The organism is Amycolatopsis panacis (assembly GCF_003600245.1).
In the GTDB taxonomy this organism is placed as follows: Bacteria; Actinomycetota; Actinomycetes; order Mycobacteriales; family Pseudonocardiaceae; genus Amycolatopsis; species Amycolatopsis sulphurea.
On sequence record NZ_QZFV01000153.1, the window covers coordinates 1 to 16,121 of the forward strand.

The window sequence follows — 16,121 nt, forward strand, 5'->3', positions numbered from 1 at the left end:
GGCCGCACCCGCCACCCCGGTGCTCGCCATCCCACCCCGCCGCCGCACCCGCCACCCCGGTGCCGCCGACGCAGCCGTCCCCGACCGGAGAACCCGCCCGAGGCCGTCGATCCATCCCTTGCCAGGCCGGAAAAACCACCCGCACCCGGCCGCCGATCCCACCCCTCCGGGCCGCCGCCCGGGGCACCATCCCCTTCCACCGTTGTGAGGACCCATGACACCGCAAACATCGACATCGCCGGACCGGACTCCGTCCGCGGGCCACACCCGAGGTGAGGGGAGCGTGCGCGGTGTCCACTTCTGAGCTTCGCAGCACTGCTGCGCAATCCACCGTGCCCGTGGCGGAGAAGACCCGGCGGCGTGGCCCGAACCGTGACGCGGTTGTCGCGGCGGTCAAGGCCGTGGCCGGGATCGTCGGCATCTTCGCGGTGTGGCAGATCGCGGTGGCCATCTTCGATCCGCCGGAATTCCTGTTGGTCGGGCCGTTTTCGGCGTTCGCCGAGCTGGCCGAACGACCGGAGTACTTCCTGAGCAACACTTTCGTCACGCTCCAGGAGGCGCTCGCCGGGTTCGCGCTCGGCACCGCGCTGGGCGTGCTGTGCGGGGCGGCGCTGCATTACTCGTCGACGGTGCGCAGCTTCCTTTACCCCGCGCTGATCGCGATCGACACCATCCCGAAGGTCGCGCTCGCGCCGCTGTTCATCGTGTGGTTCGGGTTCGGCTTCGAGTCGAAGGCCTTCGTGGCCATGGCCATAGCGTTCTTCCCGCTGGTGATCAACACCTACGACGGGCTCAGCTCGGTCCCGCACGAGCTGCAGGAGCTGGCCCGGATCAACAAGGCCTCGCAGTGGAAGAAGATGACGAAGATCGAGTTCATCCACGCGCTCCCGGCGGTGCTCTCCGGCGCGAAGATCTCGATCTCGCTGGCCGTCGGCGGCGCCGTGGTCGGTGAGTTCATCGCCGGTTCGAAGGGGCTGGGCTACGTGATCCTGCTCGCGAACAGCCAGGTCGACCTGGCGTCGATGTTCGCCGCGTTCATCATCCTCGCGGTGATCGCGCTGGCGTTGTTCTTCCTTGTGGATCAAGCGGGACGCAGGCTCGTCCCGTGGAAGAACCACTCGAGCTGAGCGGGGGAGTGAAGATGCGGATACGGAACTCGGTGCCGCGAACCCGCCGGTGGACGGCCGTGGCCGCGATGGCGGCGCTGCTCGCGACGCTCGCCGGCTGCGGCAGCTCGGACGGGCGCGACTCGATGACGCTGATGCTCGACGTTGGGTATCTCCCGAAGCACGCCCTGTTCGTCTCGGCGATGGAGCGTGGTTTCTTTGCGGCAGAAGGCATCGACCTCACGGTGATGCCGGGCTCGGGCTCGACGAACACCGTCACCTCCGTCGAGACCGGCAAGGTCGACGTCGGCTGGGCGGACTTCGGCGCGACCGTCACCAGCCAGGGGCGCGGCGCCAAGGTCAAGCAGGTCGATCTGCTGCAGGCCAGGTCGGCGTACGCGGTGGTCGCGCTGGCGGGCAGCGGGATCTCCACGTGGAAGGACCTGCCGGGCAAGACGGTCGCGACCGAGGGCGCCGGCGCCATGACCGCGATGTGGCCGCTCGCGATGAACAAGCTCGGCCTGAAGCCGGGCGAGGTCAACGTGGTGCACGCTTCGAGCGCGTCGAAGATCCCGGGCCTGCTGGCCCGGCAGTGGGACGCGAACCTGGCCCTCTACGTTTCCGACGGGCCTGCCATCGACGCGCTCGGCAAGCAGGCCGTCGTGCTGAAGTGGTCCGATCTCGGCATCGACCTGTACGGCAACGGGATCATCGCCTCCGACGACAAGCTCAAGACCGATCCCGATCAGATCAGGCGGTTCAACCGCGCGATGCAGAAAGGCTACCTCTGGGCGTGCGCGCATCCGCTGGACGCCGCGCACGATTTCCAGCAGGAGGTCTCCGGTTTCGAGGACCGGACGGTGACGCTCGCGATCGGTCAGCAGTGTGCGCTCAACTGGGGCAACGGGCCCGGCGCGGACAAGTTCGGCGTGATGGACGACGCCGGGGTGCAGAAGGTGCTCGACGTGGCCCGCCGCTACCTCGGGATGAACGCCAAGGCCAAGCTCACTCCGGCCGACGTGTACAGCAACGCCTACCTCGAACCGTTGCCGCGCAACGAGAAAATCCAGGCACCGTGAACGCCGGGACGGAGAAGAAGATGAACGACGACTACGCCATCTCGATCGAGAACGTCGGCAAGACCTACCGGTCCCGGGACGGGCGGGAGCATCCGGTCCTCAAAGGACTGGACTTCCGGGTGCGGCCCGGCGAGTTCGTGTCCATCGTCGGCCAGTCCGGCAGCGGGAAGACCACGCTGCTCAAGACGATCTCCGGGCTGCAGGAACCCACCGAGGGCCGGATCCTGGTCAAGGGCAGGCCGATCAGCGAGGGCGTGGAGGACATCGCGATGGTGTTCCAGGCCCCGGTGCTGCTGCCGTGGCGGAACAACCTGGACAACGTGCTGCTGCCGCTGGAATTCCGCGGCACCCGCAACGAGCAGTCCCGCGACTACGCCAGGGAACTGCTGGAGATGGTCGGCCTGGGCGACAAGGCCAAGCGGTACTCCTACGAACTCAGCGGCGGGATGCAGCAGCGGGTGGCGATCTGCCGCGCGCTGGTGTCGCGGCCGGACCTGCTGCTGATGGACGAGCCGTTCGGCGCGCTCGACGCGATGACCCGTGACTCGATGAACTTCGAGATCCAGCGCATTTGGCGCACCACCGGGTGCAGCGTGCTGTTCGTGACGCACAGTATTTCCGAGGCCGTCTGGCTGGGCGACCGGGTGGTGGTCGTGGGCGACAAGCCCGGCCGGATCGTCGCCGACGTCACGATCGACCTGCCCCGGCCGCGGGACACCACGCACCGGTTCTCGCCGGAATTCTCGGGCTATGTCACGGAGATCGAAGCCCACATCGGAGTCACGGCGGGCATCAGCTGACCGCCGCCGCGCCACCGCCACAGTCCTCAATAGACAGTGATTCGAGAGGAGCCCGAATGCTCACCCTGACCGCCGACCCCGCCGAGGTCGAGCGACGCTACGGCCTCGACGCGCGCAAGAGCCTGCTGTTCTCCGCGATCCGCCTGGACTCCCACCCGCTGGTCGCGCCGTTGATCGCGGAGCGCGGGGAGGACCGGTATCTGCTGGTGCGCCAGCAGGAGCAGGGCAACGTCCTGTCCGCCGGGGTCCCGAAGGAGCAGATCCGGTTCTACGCCCCGTGGGTCACCATCGACCCGCGGATCATCGCCGACACCCCCGCGTCGGCGTCGCTCACGGCCCTGGTCGCGGAGCTGGCCGGCGATGGCCCGGTGCGCCTCGCGGCGGATGTGGTCTACAGCCACTACCGCACGCTGTCCGGCACGGTCGACCTCGTCGCGGACGATCAGGCGCCGGCCCCGGTCACCGCCTACGAGATCGACCCCGCGCAGGTGCTGGCGCGGTTCGCCGGATGGCGCGCCGAGGGCGTCAAGACCGCGCGGCGGTTGATCGAGGACGTCGAGCACCTCGCCGGTCTTGCCGAGCAGTTCACTGTGGACGTCGACACCCGGTTCGAAGCGCTGCGCGAACTCGCCGAAAGGCGTTCCCTCGACGCACTGCTGCTCGCCGCCCCGCCGAACTTCAGCGAAGTGACCGGGTTCGCCGGTGCGGAGGGCGCGACCGCGCTGTGGCTGGCCGGCACGAACCGGCTGCTCGTGCTCGCCCCGGACGGCACGGCCGGGATCCCCGGGACGCCGGTCGCGCGGTTCCCGTCCACCGGTGCGGCGGTGCGTGCGCTGGCTTCCGGCGCGCGGACCGGGGTGGAGGACGAGTGGATCGGCGTCGGCCTCGCCCGCGAGCTTGAGCACGAGGGGGCGGAACTCGTTCCGGTGTCCACGGATCTCGCGCACTGGCGCGACATCCGTGACCACGAGGACCTGGCGTTCCAGGTGGTCGCGGCCCGGACGAGCGTGTTCGCCATCGAGGAGGCACTGGCCTGGGCGGAGGCCGGGCTGGCCGCCGGGCGCGCCTTCTCAGAGCTGGACATCAACGCGGTGTATCTCGACAAGATCGCCGAATTCCGCAAGGAGAACGGGATCGACTTCGCGGTCAAGCCCTATTTCACGAACCTGCACTCGTCCAACCGGATGCTTTTCCCCGGGCCGCCGGTGGACTTCCCGATCAACGACGAGACCACCTGCATCCAGCTGGACGCGGGGGTCCGCGTCGCCTTCGACGGGGTGACCGTGGCGACTTCGGACATGGCGCGATCGCTGCCCCGCACCGAGGCGGCGAAGGCCGCGTATGCGTTCTTCTTCGACGTGGTGCGGGAAGGCATCATCGGACAGCTGAAGCCGGGCGTGGTGTGTGAAGACGTGCACGAGGGCACGATGCGGTATCTGGAGCCTCATCTGGACCGGATGATCGAGATCGGCATGCTGGGTCCGGAGGTGGATTTCCGGGCGGAGTACCGCAAACGCAACGTCGGGCACCTGATGGGCAAGCAGGAGTCGTTCGCGAACGAACTCCGGCCCGGGTACCGGCACGTGCTCACGGCCGGGTCCTTCGGCGCCGCGGAAATCCCGTGGCGGTACGACAACGCCGCGATCGGCACCGAGGATCTCTGGTACATCGGGTCCGACCGCACGTACATCGTGAGCAAGCGATGACGTCGGCGCTGGAGCGGCTCGACGCGCTGTCCCTCGAACTGCCGGTGCTCGGGCCGCCCAAGTACGCCTACGAGGCGACCACCCAGTGGGGCGAGTTGCTGTTCGTCTCCGGTCAGATCTCGCGTACCGGGGCCGGAGTGGTGCTGACCGGCCGTCTCGGCGAAACGGTGGACACGGCCGAAGGCGTGGCCGCTGCCCGGGTGGCCGCGCTGAACCTGCTGGCCCGGCTGCACGCCGCCGTCGGGCTCGACCGGGTCGAGCGGGTGCTGAAGCTGACCGCGTGGGTTTCCGGGACCCCGGACTTCACCGGCCAGCCGACCATTGTGGACGGTGCCTCACAGCTCCTGATCGACGTGCTCGGCGAGGCGGGCAGACACGCCAGGACCGCGCTCCCGGCACCGGTGCTCCCAGCCGGCGCGATCGTCGAACTGGACGCCGTCGTGGCGGTCCGCTCCTGAAGGCTGTGAAGGGCACCTTCACGGCCTCAGCGTCCGTGAAGGTGCCCTTCACAGCTTGTGGCTTCAGTCGAGGAGTTCGACGTGTCCGAGGGTGCCGTCCAGCCGGATCCGCTGGCCGTCGCGGATCCGGCGGGTGGCCTCGGGGACGCCGACGACGGCGGGGAGGCCGTATTCGCGGGCGACCACCGCGCCGTGGGTCATCAGGCCGCCGACTTCCGTGACCAGCCCGGCGATCCGGACGAACACCGGGGACCAGCTGGGGTCGGTATAGGCGGTGACGAGGATGTCCCCGGCGGCCACGTCGGCCTCGGCCAGGTCGAGGACCACGCGGGCGCGGCCTTCGACCGTCCCGGTGGACACCGGCAGGCCGGGGAGCGCGCCCTCGGGAACGTCGTCGCGGTGGTGGCTGCCGGAAACGGTTTCCCCGTCGGAGGTGAGTACTCGCTGTGGCGTGAGCTTCTGGTGTGCGGCGAATTCTTCCTTGCGCTGCCGGATGAGGTCCGCGTCGGCGGTGCCGGTGCGAGCGGCTTCGTGTAACTCCTCGAAACGCAGGAAGTAGCAGTCCTGTGGGGCTTCGAGAATCCCGGCCGCGACCATCCGGTCCGCCTCGGCCAGCAACGCCTTCTTGTACTGGAAATAGCGACTGATCATGCCGTACTTCGGGTATTCGCGATAGCCGATAAAGGTGCGTAGCCGAGCGATCTCCGTCTTGGTCTCTTCGGCTTTCCGTGCGCCGTCCGGCAGGTTGCGCAGGCGTTCGAGCAGGTCTTGTTCTTTCTGGCGGGCTGTTTCCCGGCCGTGCTCGAAACGGCGCCGGGATTCGCCGGGTGCGAAGTTCTCGACGTTGCCCAGCAGGACCGGCAGCAGTGCGGTGGGCTGCTCGCTCCAGCGCGGCCGCGTGATGTCGATCTCGCCGGTGCAGCGCATGCCGTAGGCATCGAGATAGGCGACGATGGCGGCGCGTGATTCGCCACCGCCCGGCAGGGCAGGCAATTCGTCCAGGAAGCCGTCGTCGGTGACGGTGTGCAGGAATTTCACCACTTCCGGATTCGGACGGAGGGCATCCGCGACGTCGAGCAGGGCCAGCCCCATCTCCGACGAAACGTTGTCAGGTGCGGATTGCGAAAGGACGTCGGTCGTGTTCTCCTCGCCGAGCCACGTGCGCATATGCTCGTTCAGCCACGTCGTGGCGCCCATCCCGGCCATGATCGCCTGATGGCTTTGCGGGTTGAACAGAAGCCGTTTCATCTCCTGCAGATCCGTCCGGATGAACTCGAACAGCGCGATGCCCCGCTTCTTCCGGATCTCGCGGGTGAGGGTGGCGACGGACCGCTGGTTCTCCGCGATCAATGCGTGCACGAACGCCGGATCGATCTCGATCGGTTCGGGCGTGACGCCGAACGGCGACAGGACTTCGCCACCGTCCGAGGGCTCCGGCAGGAAACCGCGGTCGAATACGGTTTGCAGGGCGTCGCGCGTCATCGGATCCGACGCGCCCAGCATGTCCAGGAACCCGGCGCGGCCGACCTTCGTCGCCACGCGCGCGGTCAGGTCGACGAACAGCCGGCTGCCCGCCTCGGCCATCGGCCACGGCGTGGTCAGCTGCCACACCGACAACCCGAGCGGCCGCATCGCGTCGGTCATCATCTGCTGGTGACCGACCGAGAGGTAGACGCGATTGCCGTCGCTTGTGGACGGTGGAATCGGGTACAGCGTGGTGATCGGCCTGCTCTGCACGATCTGGAAACCCCCGCCGTCCAGGCACCACTCGATGTCCTGCGGACGGCCGAAATACGCCTGGATCCGCCGTCCCAGCCGCGCGAGCCGCAGCACTTGTTCGTCGGTGAGCGCGGGCAGCTCCCCGGCTTCGGGTGCCAGTGTGTCCTCCCGCGTGCCACCGCCGGGTAGCGGGCGGATCGCCAATCGCTTGGTGGAAACCGTTTTCTCGACGATCTCGTCTTCGCGCACCCGATAGCTGTCCGCGTTCACGAGTCCGGAAACGAGGGCTTCCCCGAGTCCGAACCCGGCGTCGATGCTCGTGACCTTCCGGTCCGAGGTGATCGGATCGGCGGTGAACAGGATCCCGGACGCCGCCGAATCGACCATGCGCTGCACCAGCACGGCCATTTCCACCCGACGATGGCCGAATCCGTTGCGCAGCCGGTAGGTCACCGCCCGGTCGGTGAACAGCGAGGCCCAGCAACGCCGGATGTGGTGCAGAATCGCCGCCCGCCCGGTGACGTTCAGATACGTGTCCTGCTGACCGGCGAACGAGGCCGTCGGCAGATCCTCGGCGGTCGCACTGGAACGGACGGCGTAGGCGGCCTGCTCGTCGAGCGGTGCGAGCAACGCCGCCGCCACCTCATCCGGAACCGGCGCGCCGGCGATGATCTCGCGCACCCGCGCGCTCCCGGCGGCGATCGCGTCCCGATCGCCCGGATCCAATTCGGACAAACGGTCGATTCCCGCCGTGAGCCCTGCCACGTCCGCCAGCACGCTCCGGAAGGCGTGCGTGGTCACGCAGTACCCGGCGGGGACGCGGACTCCCTCGATTCGCGAGAGTTCCGCCAGCTGTGCGCCCTTGCCGCCGACCACCGGGACCTGCTCCCGGCCGATCGCGGAGAAGTCCAGCACCAGCGGCCCGGCCGTCTCGCCGATGCCCTTGATTTGTGCCACGTTGTTCGTCCCCCGTACTTCCGATTCCGGCCGGGGTCCTGTTCCGGCCAGGACCGACGATTCTGCCCGGTCACCGGGGTCTTGCCGCAAGACCGGGGGTGCGCTATATGTTAAAGGGGAGGGGCTTTCTGGTCCCTCTGTCCGAGATGGATTCCCCGGGTTACCGAGGCGAACTGAGCTGCTGCGTTCCGATGACCGAGAGCAGCTTCAGCTTTCGTGGCTCTCACTCCCCGGAATCGCTGTGTTCGGGGTCGAGCAAGGTCACCGAAACGGCTGACCACCGTCGACGGGTTCGGACTGCAGTTCGGCAGCAACCCCCTGGGGCACTTCGCGCTCGTCGCCGGCCTGCTGCCGCTGCTGCGCGCGGGACGTGTCCGGGTGACCTCGCAGGTCAGCATCGCGGCGAACGCGATCAACTGGGACGACCTCGGCTGGGAACGGTCCTATCACCCTCAGCGCGCGTACCGCCAGTCGTGTTCGGGCTCGAACTGGAACGGCGCAGCCAGGCCGGTGGCTGGGGGATCACCAGCAATCTCTCGCACCCCGGCGTCGCCCCGACCGGCCTGCTGAATGCGCGCCCGGAACTCGGCCGGGCACGGGACACTCTCGCCGTCCGGGATCCGGGCGCTCTCCCGTCGCGGCATCCTGCTCGGGACGGTCGAAACCGTGCTGCTTCCCGCCACTTCCCCGGATGCACGTGGCGGGCCCTTCCACGGCCCCAGCAGTCTCGGGCACCTGTCCGGCGCGCCCGCCGAGCAGGCCCTGTACTCCCGGCTTCGCAGCGAGGACGATCCGCGCGCCTGTGGGAAGTCTCGGAGAAGCTCAGCCGGACCCCTTTCCCGGCCATGGTTGGGGAATTAGTGTCTAAAAAGGACACTAGGCGATACTGATCTCGTGCCTCGTCTCCGGGATATGCCCCCGTTTGGGAAAGAACAGCAGCGTGGCGAGCACCCCGACAGCCAGCAGCACCACGGCCGCGGCGAGCAGCAGGGGATAGCCGAACGTGCCCGCCAGCGCGGTGCTCGCCGCGCCCACGCCGAACGAGACCGCGGTGCCGACCGTGCTCAGCGCCGTGTAGTCGCTGCCCGCGCTGTCCGGCCTGCACAGATCCATGGAGACGGTGGACGCCGCGGTGGTCGCCGCTGCGTAGACGAGGTGGACCAGGCAGATGATGATCGTGGTGAACAGCGGGTCGGCATGGCCGTACGCCACCGCGAACAGCCCGGGCACGACGATGAGCTGCGCGATGCCGAACACCAGCAGACTGCGCCGCTGCCCGAGCCGCGCGGTGATCGGCCCCGCGGCCAGACCACCCGCGATCGCGACCAGGCTGCCGAACACGGTGACCACGACGCCGATCTGCGACAGCGACCAGCCGGCGTCGAGCAACATCGGGTTGAGCAGCGTGAAATAGCCCCCGATTCCCGCCCACGGCAAGGGAAGCAGGATCAACGCCCACCGCGCCACCCCCGGTTGGCGCAGCAGGTCCGCCAGCGTCGCGAGCCCGTTTCGCTCCGGCCGCACCGGCGCCGGTTCCCGGAACCGCAGCACCGGCAGCATCGGCAACGCGGTCGCCACCACGAGGATGAGCAGCGCCGCCGTCCAGCCGATCCGGTCATAGACCAGCAGAACCGCGCCGCTGCCCAGAATCGTGCCGACAAACCCGGCCGCGGTCTGGATACCGTTCGCGACCCCGCGCCCGGACTCGTCGAGCAACCGGATGGACAAGGCGTCCGTGGCGACGTCCTGCGTGCCCATCAGCACCCACAGTACGAGCACCAGCACCGTCACGCCGCCGAGATCCCCGACCGGGTCGAGCGGTATCAGCGCGGCCACCGCCAGCGTCATCGCCGGCTGCGTCACCAGCAGCCACGACCGGTAGTGCCCGAAACGCCGTGCGCCGTAGCGGTCCACCAACGGTGCCCAGAGAAACTTCACCAGCCCGAGGATCGTCAGCGCCTGGAACGCGCCGAGCTGCTCCAGGGAGACGCCTTGCTGGTAGAGGATCGTCGTCAGCCCGCCGAGCCCGAGGAACCCCGGGGCCATCGACTGGCCCGCCCAGAGAGCGCCCAGGAGGAGGTAGACCCGCTGGGCCGGTCGTCGCTTCATGATCACGAGCGTTCCCGGAGGCGGGGCGGTGGCGGGGGGTGATGTCCGGAATCCTGCGGACTTCGTCTGCCCGGGGGGTGGTGGGGGTTCCTTGGCGGATTCGTGAGGGGATTGGGGTTCTTGCTGCGGAAATCGTGTTGCATCTGGGGTAGAGATTTGTTTCCGGAATCGTGGGATATTCTGTCCCGGGGTTGGCCGGCCGAGCTGCCCTGTCTGCATGAGGTGACGCTCACGCCATTAGGAGGCAGGGTATTCGCTGGTCACAGTAAATGTGGCGACGATCGTGGCCACCCTTTGCTGACAGCGTGCGGTGATCATGGCTAGAGTGATGGTGTGACCGCGTGTGGTCGTGTGACAGGTGGAGGGGACGGCCGGGTTCGCCGTGATTGAGCGGCCGGTCGAGGAGGAGGGGCATCGCGTGTCGAATGGTCAGGGGCCGAGTGGCCATGCAGGGTATATCCCGCCGGAGGAGTTGGCTCAGCGTGAGGCTGAGCGGGCGGCTTCGGTGGTGGTGCCGAATCCGGCTGCGGTGGTGTCCGCTGCGCAGAATGCGGTCCAAGATGTGAGCGCGAATGCGGCGGTGGCGGGTGGCCGGTTCGAGATGGATCTCGATGCGCTGAAGGCGCTGCTTCCGGAGTGGCAGGAGATCGCCGACAAGCTTCGACGTATGCGCGAGCGAGCGCAGCCATTGCCGGGCTTGCGACAACCTGCCAAGGACCCGGGCAGTACGGTCCAGATAAGAGCTGCGAGAAGCCATGCGCTGGCCTATCTGGCCAGTTTGCAGCAGCAATTCGTCTATGCGCAGGGTTACGTGGACAAACTGAGGACGGCGATCGACAATTATGGGAAGAGGGAGAGCGCGAACACCGATGCGGTGCGTAAGCAAGGATAATCCGGTGATCAAGACCCTCGCTCTCTCCGCCATGACCGCCGCCGCGCTCTTGGTGGCGACGGCATGCTCGTCCCCGTCCGGAACGCCCAGCCCGGCCACGTCAGCTCCGCCTGTGTCGATCAGTACCGGTCCGACAGTGCCGCAGGTGTCCAACCCCTTGAACGCAAGCAAATTCGAACAGGATCCTTGCGGATTGCTGACGCATGCGCAGGCGGGCCAGTTCATCGACGGTGTCCGTACTAGCGGAAAGAGCGGCGGCAGGTTTCCGATGTGCCACTGGAACGGTGAGAAAGGCAGCGGTTTCGGTGTAAGTTTTATCGTCGGCCAAGGTGGCTTGGCGACTGTCTATGAAAATGGCCAGAATGGTGGCGCCGGGTACTTCGAGCCGGCTCCGGATGTTGCGGGATATCCGGCGGCCTTCACCGCTACTATGGATGACCGTAAAAGTGGTGGGTGTCAGATCATGGTCGGGATCACGAACGACGAATTGGTTACAGTCGGGGCGACTCTGTGGACCAGTTCGCCCTCCTACAACGCCCCCTGTCCGGTGGCAACCAAAGCGGCGGAACTTGTGGTGGCCAAGCTCAAGGGTGGTGCGTAGTGGATTCGGAGTTGTCGGCGCAGCAGATCATCGATCTGGTGCGCGCGGGAGTGGGGCCCGGCGACCTGTTCCACGGCTCGACGACCAGCGGCGATCTGGCCGCGCAGCATGACGAGGTCGCGGGTCGGATGCAGCGGTTGCAGGACAAGATGAGCCAGTGCTGGAAGGGTGACGCGGCGGGGCAGGCCTACGCCGGTGCGGGGCCGCTGGTGCAGGCATCGAAGGTCAGTGGTCAGCATCTCCAGCAGGCTGGGGATCTTTACAACGGCCAGGGTAATTCGTATCACACCCTGAAGAGCAAAGTTCAGTCTGCCGGAAATCTGGGTGACCGGCCGAGTGGTGACCTCGTCAGCGGGACCTGGTTTTCCTTTCTCACCAATCGGGCCGACGAGATCGAGAAGTGGGATCGGAAAGCACAAGGCGTGATCGACAGTTATCACGCTTATCACGGGGAATCCACTGACAATTCCGGCAGGTGGGCCAGTCCGTCGCAGTACGGGGATTTGTCGATGCCGTCCGGTGGTGGCGAATTCGGTCCTGCGCAGCCGGACGGTGGTGGGCAGGAGCATCGGCCGTCGGTCGCGGCGCCGGGTGGGCACGGTAGTGCCGGTGGGGTCACTGGCGGTACGCATTCGGCGGGTGGCCATCGCGGGAATCCGGGCGACAATGGTGGGCATGCTGGGGCGCCAGGAGGGGCCCCAGGGGTACATGCCGGGAGCGGTCCGGGTGTCTCGGGATCGGGGTCCCATGCCCCGTCGGCCGGCACTACCAGCGCGGGTTACGTCCCGCCTGCCAGCACCACGGGGGTCGGACCGGGTGGGTGGAATTCGATCGGGAGCCAGTCCGGTACCGGTGGGGGTGGGCTTGGCCTGCCTGGTGGTTTCGGGCCAACGGGCGGGAACGGTGGGTTCGGGCCGCCCGGTGGGTTTGGCCAGACAGGCGGGTTTGGTGCGGTCGGTGGGTTCGGCCCGACAGGTGGGTTCGGGCCGGGTGGCGCGGGTGGCGGTAGCGGGAGTTACGGCGCGGGCAGCGGGGCGGTCGGCGGTGGCAGCGTCGGGCGGGGCGCGGGCACCGGGGCGGGTGTGGGAAGTGGGGTGGGCAGCGGCGCGGGTGCGGTGAACGACGGGGTGGCAGCCCGCGCCGGGACACCGGCGTCGGGATCCGGCGGGCGGGCCGGGGCGCCGGGGATGGGTGGCATGGGCGCCGGGGGCAAAGGCGGCAAGGGCGAGGGGGACCAGGAACACAAGACGGCGGACTATCTCCTCGAAGCCGATCCGGACGACGCGCTGGTCGGCGAGTTGCCCAGGGCGGTGCCGCCGGTGATCGGGCTCTGACCGGGATGCTCGTGCATGATCGGGCACTGGTGTTGCCGGTCGGGTGTCTGGCGCTGGCCGCCGAGCTGGCGGGGGTTTCGCTCCCGGCAGCACTGGCCGGGGCACCGGTCTGGCGGGCGCCGGAAAGGTTCCGCTCTGTTCGCGACGGTGCGGCGCAGGCATTGTCGGAGCGAGGTATTGGGAACAGCGGCGGGCTGAGGGGTGATTTCGCGCGGACGATGATCGTGCTGTGCCGGGGTGCCCGTGAGCTGTCCGCGCTGGTGGATTCCGGGCCGGATCGTCGTTATCGCGTGCTGGTGTCCGCCGAAGGACAGGACGCGGTGCTGGCTTGCCGTGCACCGTCGTCGGATCACGTGCTGATTCGGCCGGCGCGGGCGGAAGCGCTTGCCGAAGAGCTGGCGGGCGAATTGCCGGCCAACGGGCCCGGGGCAGGCCCGGCGATGTCGGTTCCGGAAGCGGACCTCCGGCGTGCCATGGACGGCGCACCGCCTCGCCGCGACGTCCGGAGGGTCATGGACGTCGCGGGTCTCCCGCGTAGCGGTGCCGCCCAGTTCGCCGCGGCGACCCGTGACCGGATTGGTGGACGTCGCACCAGCGGCGGCAACCTTTGTACCTACTACGACACCTCGCGCGGCCGTTATCTGTTCTCTGTCAACGGCGAACCGGGGCAGGGCCGGTACGTCAACGTCACCCCGGCGCGTCCGGAAACGCTGATCGCACAGCTGCGTGCACTCGTGAACTGAGCGGGTACCGACGCTAGGCCAGCAACTCCTGCAGTTCCCGGACCGCGACGCTCAGTTCCTCCGCGAAGCGGTGCATCTCGGCGGCGACAGGTTTCGGTGTGCTGAGGTAGATGTTCCAACGGTCCGGCAGCAGGACGTACGCGACGCCGATGCACTGCTGGCTGGTCGAGCCGAAGCCGAAGTACTGGATGTTGACCGACGGCGCCGAGCTGGTGCTGAGGTAGTCGTTGCGCGACTTCAGCCAGCCTGGCGAGGTGTACAGGGCGGGCGGCTCCGGGTCGCCGCGGCGTTGGGCGATCAGCTGCAGTTCCCAGAGGTGTTGTTCCGGGGCGTCGCCGGCTTGGCATTGCTTCGCGCGGGTGACGTGCTGTGTGGCGGCGGTGCGGAACGCTTCACGCTTGTCGTCGAGTGAGGCGGTGGAAGTGGTCATGACGTCGGCGAAGCGGACGACCTCGGGCGTGACAACGCGCATAGCCTCAGTGCGGCCGTTCTGGAATTGCCGGGTGGCGATGGACTCGTACGTCGCGCCGGTGAGGCCTTTCGCGCGTCGGTGGGCCAGTTGGTACGCCAACTGCGCGAAGGCATCCGGGGACATGCCTAGCTCCTTCGCCCGGTTCGCGCCGAAGTCGAACGAGACGGTCTGCGTCGCGGTCGCGTCGGCGTACGCGGCGAAGGCGGCGCCGGCAGCAAGGGCGTCCTCGCGGAGTGCGTCGGTGAGGGTGAACTCGACGGGCTCGTAGCGGGGTACGCCGGAAGCGGGCTCCCGCGGTGCACGCGAGCCGGTCAGCACGGCGTCGGTGAAGCCGAGGATGGTGGTGCCGTCGAGTTCGCAGTGTTCGACGTTGATCCCGGCGGTGCCGTCCTCGAAGACGATGAGCGATACGGCCTTGTCGAACCAGCGGTTGCCACTGTCTCCGTGCAGCAGCCGGTCGCAGGCTTCGAGAGCGGTGGACGGCGTGAAATCGTCCAGGCACAGGCAGAGCAGCGCCGTCTCGATGGTGTCCAGCGCCGCGCCGTTCCCGGCTTCGATCAGCGCCGCACGCGAGGCGGCCCACTCCGCGCGGGCCTTCGTGGTGAAGTGCCCGGCGGCGACGTCGGCGACGTGGTCGTCCTTGAGGATCGCGCGCAGACCGTCGGCGAGCTGCTCGGCGGAGTACGGGCGGCTGTTCTCGTCGAGGACGTCCAGCCGGTACGGGGTGTTCTTGCGGAACACCACGATGTGCCGCTCGCGCGAAGGCCCTTCCCAGCCTTCGCGATACGGCGTCCGCGCAGTATCCAGCTCCACGCCCGGGATCCGCGTCGCCGAGAAGAGAAACTTGTGCTGCACCATCGACTGTGGCACTCCCCGCACGAGAACCGGCGGCAGCAGCTCGTCATCGACCTTCAGCTTGTAATCGACGGCGGACGCGGTCAGCTCGGCCGCCCGCTCCACCTGGCCCAGCGGAGACTCGCGGAACAGGAAGAAGAAGTTGGCGTTGAGCGCGATCCGGTCGCGGCGGCCTAGGTAGCGGTACGGCCAGAACGTGTCGAGCCAGCTGCGTACACCGGGCGAGCGGTCGTACGCCTCCAGCGTGGCCTGGAGTTCGTGCGCCGGGCTGTCCGGCGCCAGGAACGCCGCGACCGCGGCTTCGGTCTCGGCCAGCTCCTCCGCCGTGAGCAGCGGCGCGCACCACTCCAGGAAGCGGCGGCCGCTGTGCTCCAACGTGGGGACCGGGACCCGGGGCAGCCGGTCGTCGTTGCCGAAGGTGCGGGTGGACCATCCCGGACTGCTCACGGTCATCCTTCTTCTCGAGGCGAAACAGCGCCGAGCAGGGCCGCGAGATCCACGGCCGCGCCCGCAGGCTGGGAAACGTACAACCGCGCGTAGAGCGAACCTTCGGACTCCAGCCCGGTCGGGTCGACACCGGCAGCGGTCAGGTTGCCGATGATCTGCGCCTGCTCCTCTTCGGAGGCGAAGCTCCGCTGCCGGAACACGCCGTCGACCTCCGCGGTCTCGTAGCCCAGCGAGGCCAGGCTGTCCGCGACCGGCGCGTAGGAGAACATCCGCAGCACGAAGTGGGCCATCCACGGCCGCGCGCCGCGGGCGATCCGCGTGATGGTCTTCTCGGTGACGTAGCCGACGGCACCGGTGGAGACGACGAGATCGACGTCCTCCAGCAGCGCGCTCTGGGCGCTGTCCGGGTCGTCGCGTTCGAAGTCCGCGTGGATCGTCTCGTCGAGAAACCCGGCCGACAGCGCGTACGCGAGCGCCGGCGCGGAGCTGTCCAGGCCGTAGAACCGCGCGGCGCTCGTGTCGGTGATGCGCGCGCGGTCGGCTTCGAGCAGCTCGTCGCGGCTCATGGCGAGTACGGCTGGGTCGGTGTAATGGGTGTACACCTCGTCGATCGTCGTGGCGCAGCGCTGCAGGCTCGCGTTGACGCCGTACGAGCAGCCGACGTCGAGCAGGGTCGGACGCTCGGCGGGGTGCGCGTCGATCAGCTTCGCGACGTACGGCTTCGCACGCTGCGGGATGTCGTAGCCGACGCGCTGCAGCGTGGTGAAGAACGGCCGCGGGTCGGGTTCGGTGTAGATGTGGTCGAACGAGATCTTGCCGGTCGAGTCGAAAGGCACGGGCCAG

General features: G+C 68.2%; 13 protein-coding genes. 9 read left to right on the forward strand and 4 right to left on the reverse strand.

The features are described from left to right. Positions 1-290: 290 nt before the first annotated feature. Genes D5S19_RS30880 through D5S19_RS30900 form a run of 5 tightly spaced genes read left to right on the forward strand, consistent with a single transcriptional unit; the run spans position 291 to position 5,149 of the window. Positions 291-1,127: an ABC transporter permease gene (locus D5S19_RS30880; protein ID WP_233574274.1), complete on the forward strand. Its 837-nt coding sequence runs from the start codon at positions 291-293 to the stop codon at positions 1,125-1,127. 14 nt (positions 1,128-1,141) lie between these two features. Then, the gene (locus D5S19_RS30885) at positions 1,142-2,185 is read left to right on the forward strand and encodes an ABC transporter substrate-binding protein (protein ID WP_233574275.1); all 1,044 of its coding nucleotides are present in this window, start codon (positions 1,142-1,144) and stop codon (positions 2,183-2,185) included. A 20-nt stretch (positions 2,186-2,205) separates the two neighbouring features. Continuing rightward, complete coding sequence (locus D5S19_RS30890) at positions 2,206-2,985, forward strand: ABC transporter ATP-binding protein (protein WP_120026995.1); 780 nt, start codon at positions 2,206-2,208, stop codon at positions 2,983-2,985. A 56-nt stretch (positions 2,986-3,041) separates the two neighbouring features. After that, positions 3,042-4,691 (forward strand): aminopeptidase P family N-terminal domain-containing protein, encoded by a 1,650-nt coding sequence (locus D5S19_RS30895; RefSeq protein ID WP_120026876.1) that lies wholly within the window; start codon positions 3,042-3,044, stop codon positions 4,689-4,691. Then, positions 4,688-5,149, forward strand: coding sequence for a RidA family protein (locus tag D5S19_RS30900; RefSeq protein ID WP_120026877.1), 462 nt, complete (start codon positions 4,688-4,690; stop codon positions 5,147-5,149). The genes D5S19_RS30895 and D5S19_RS30900 overlap by 4 nt, the downstream gene beginning before the upstream one ends. A gap of 63 nt (positions 5,150-5,212) precedes the next feature. On the opposite strand, the gene rph is transcribed toward D5S19_RS30900, so the two are convergent. Both rph and D5S19_RS30915 read right to left on the reverse strand, forming a co-directional pair. Continuing rightward, positions 5,213-7,825 (reverse strand): rifamycin-inactivating phosphotransferase, encoded by a 2,613-nt coding sequence (gene rph / locus D5S19_RS30905; protein WP_233574276.1) that lies wholly within the window; start codon positions 7,823-7,825, stop codon positions 5,213-5,215. An 876-nt stretch (positions 7,826-8,701) separates the two neighbouring features. Continuing rightward, positions 8,702-9,934: an MFS transporter gene (locus tag D5S19_RS30915; protein ID WP_158605678.1), complete on the reverse strand. Its 1,233-nt coding sequence runs from the start codon at positions 9,932-9,934 to the stop codon at positions 8,702-8,704. Positions 9,935-10,292: 358 nt separating this feature from the next. Between D5S19_RS30915 and D5S19_RS30920 the strand changes: the two genes are divergently transcribed. From D5S19_RS30920 to D5S19_RS30935, 4 genes are read left to right on the forward strand one after another with little or no spacing between them, the layout of a single operon-like run. Continuing rightward, positions 10,293-10,826: a hypothetical protein gene (locus D5S19_RS30920; RefSeq protein WP_199730800.1), complete on the forward strand. Its 534-nt coding sequence runs from the start codon at positions 10,293-10,295 to the stop codon at positions 10,824-10,826. Positions 10,827-10,830: 4 nt separating this feature from the next. Then, the gene (locus D5S19_RS30925) at positions 10,831-11,427 is read left to right on the forward strand and encodes a DUF3558 domain-containing protein (RefSeq protein ID WP_233574277.1); all 597 of its coding nucleotides are present in this window, start codon (positions 10,831-10,833) and stop codon (positions 11,425-11,427) included. Beyond that, positions 11,427-12,761, forward strand: a complete 1,335-nt coding sequence (locus D5S19_RS30930) for a hypothetical protein (RefSeq protein ID WP_120026879.1) — start codon at positions 11,427-11,429, stop codon at positions 12,759-12,761. The genes D5S19_RS30925 and D5S19_RS30930 overlap by 1 nt, the downstream gene beginning before the upstream one ends. A 5-nt stretch (positions 12,762-12,766) precedes the next feature. Next, complete coding sequence (locus D5S19_RS30935; protein WP_120026880.1) at positions 12,767-13,504, forward strand: ESX secretion-associated protein EspG; 738 nt, start codon at positions 12,767-12,769, stop codon at positions 13,502-13,504. Between the two features lie 13 nt (positions 13,505-13,517). Here the strand turns inward: D5S19_RS30935 and D5S19_RS30940 are convergent, their stop codons facing one another. Beyond that, the gene (locus tag D5S19_RS30940) at positions 13,518-15,284 is read right to left on the reverse strand and encodes a choline/carnitine O-acyltransferase (RefSeq protein ID WP_199730801.1); all 1,767 of its coding nucleotides are present in this window, start codon (positions 15,282-15,284) and stop codon (positions 13,518-13,520) included. Next, positions 15,281-16,114, reverse strand: coding sequence for a class I SAM-dependent methyltransferase (locus D5S19_RS30945; protein ID WP_120026882.1), 834 nt, complete (start codon positions 16,112-16,114; stop codon positions 15,281-15,283). The genes D5S19_RS30940 and D5S19_RS30945 overlap by 4 nt, the downstream gene beginning before the upstream one ends. Positions 16,115-16,121: the final 7 nt, after the last annotated feature.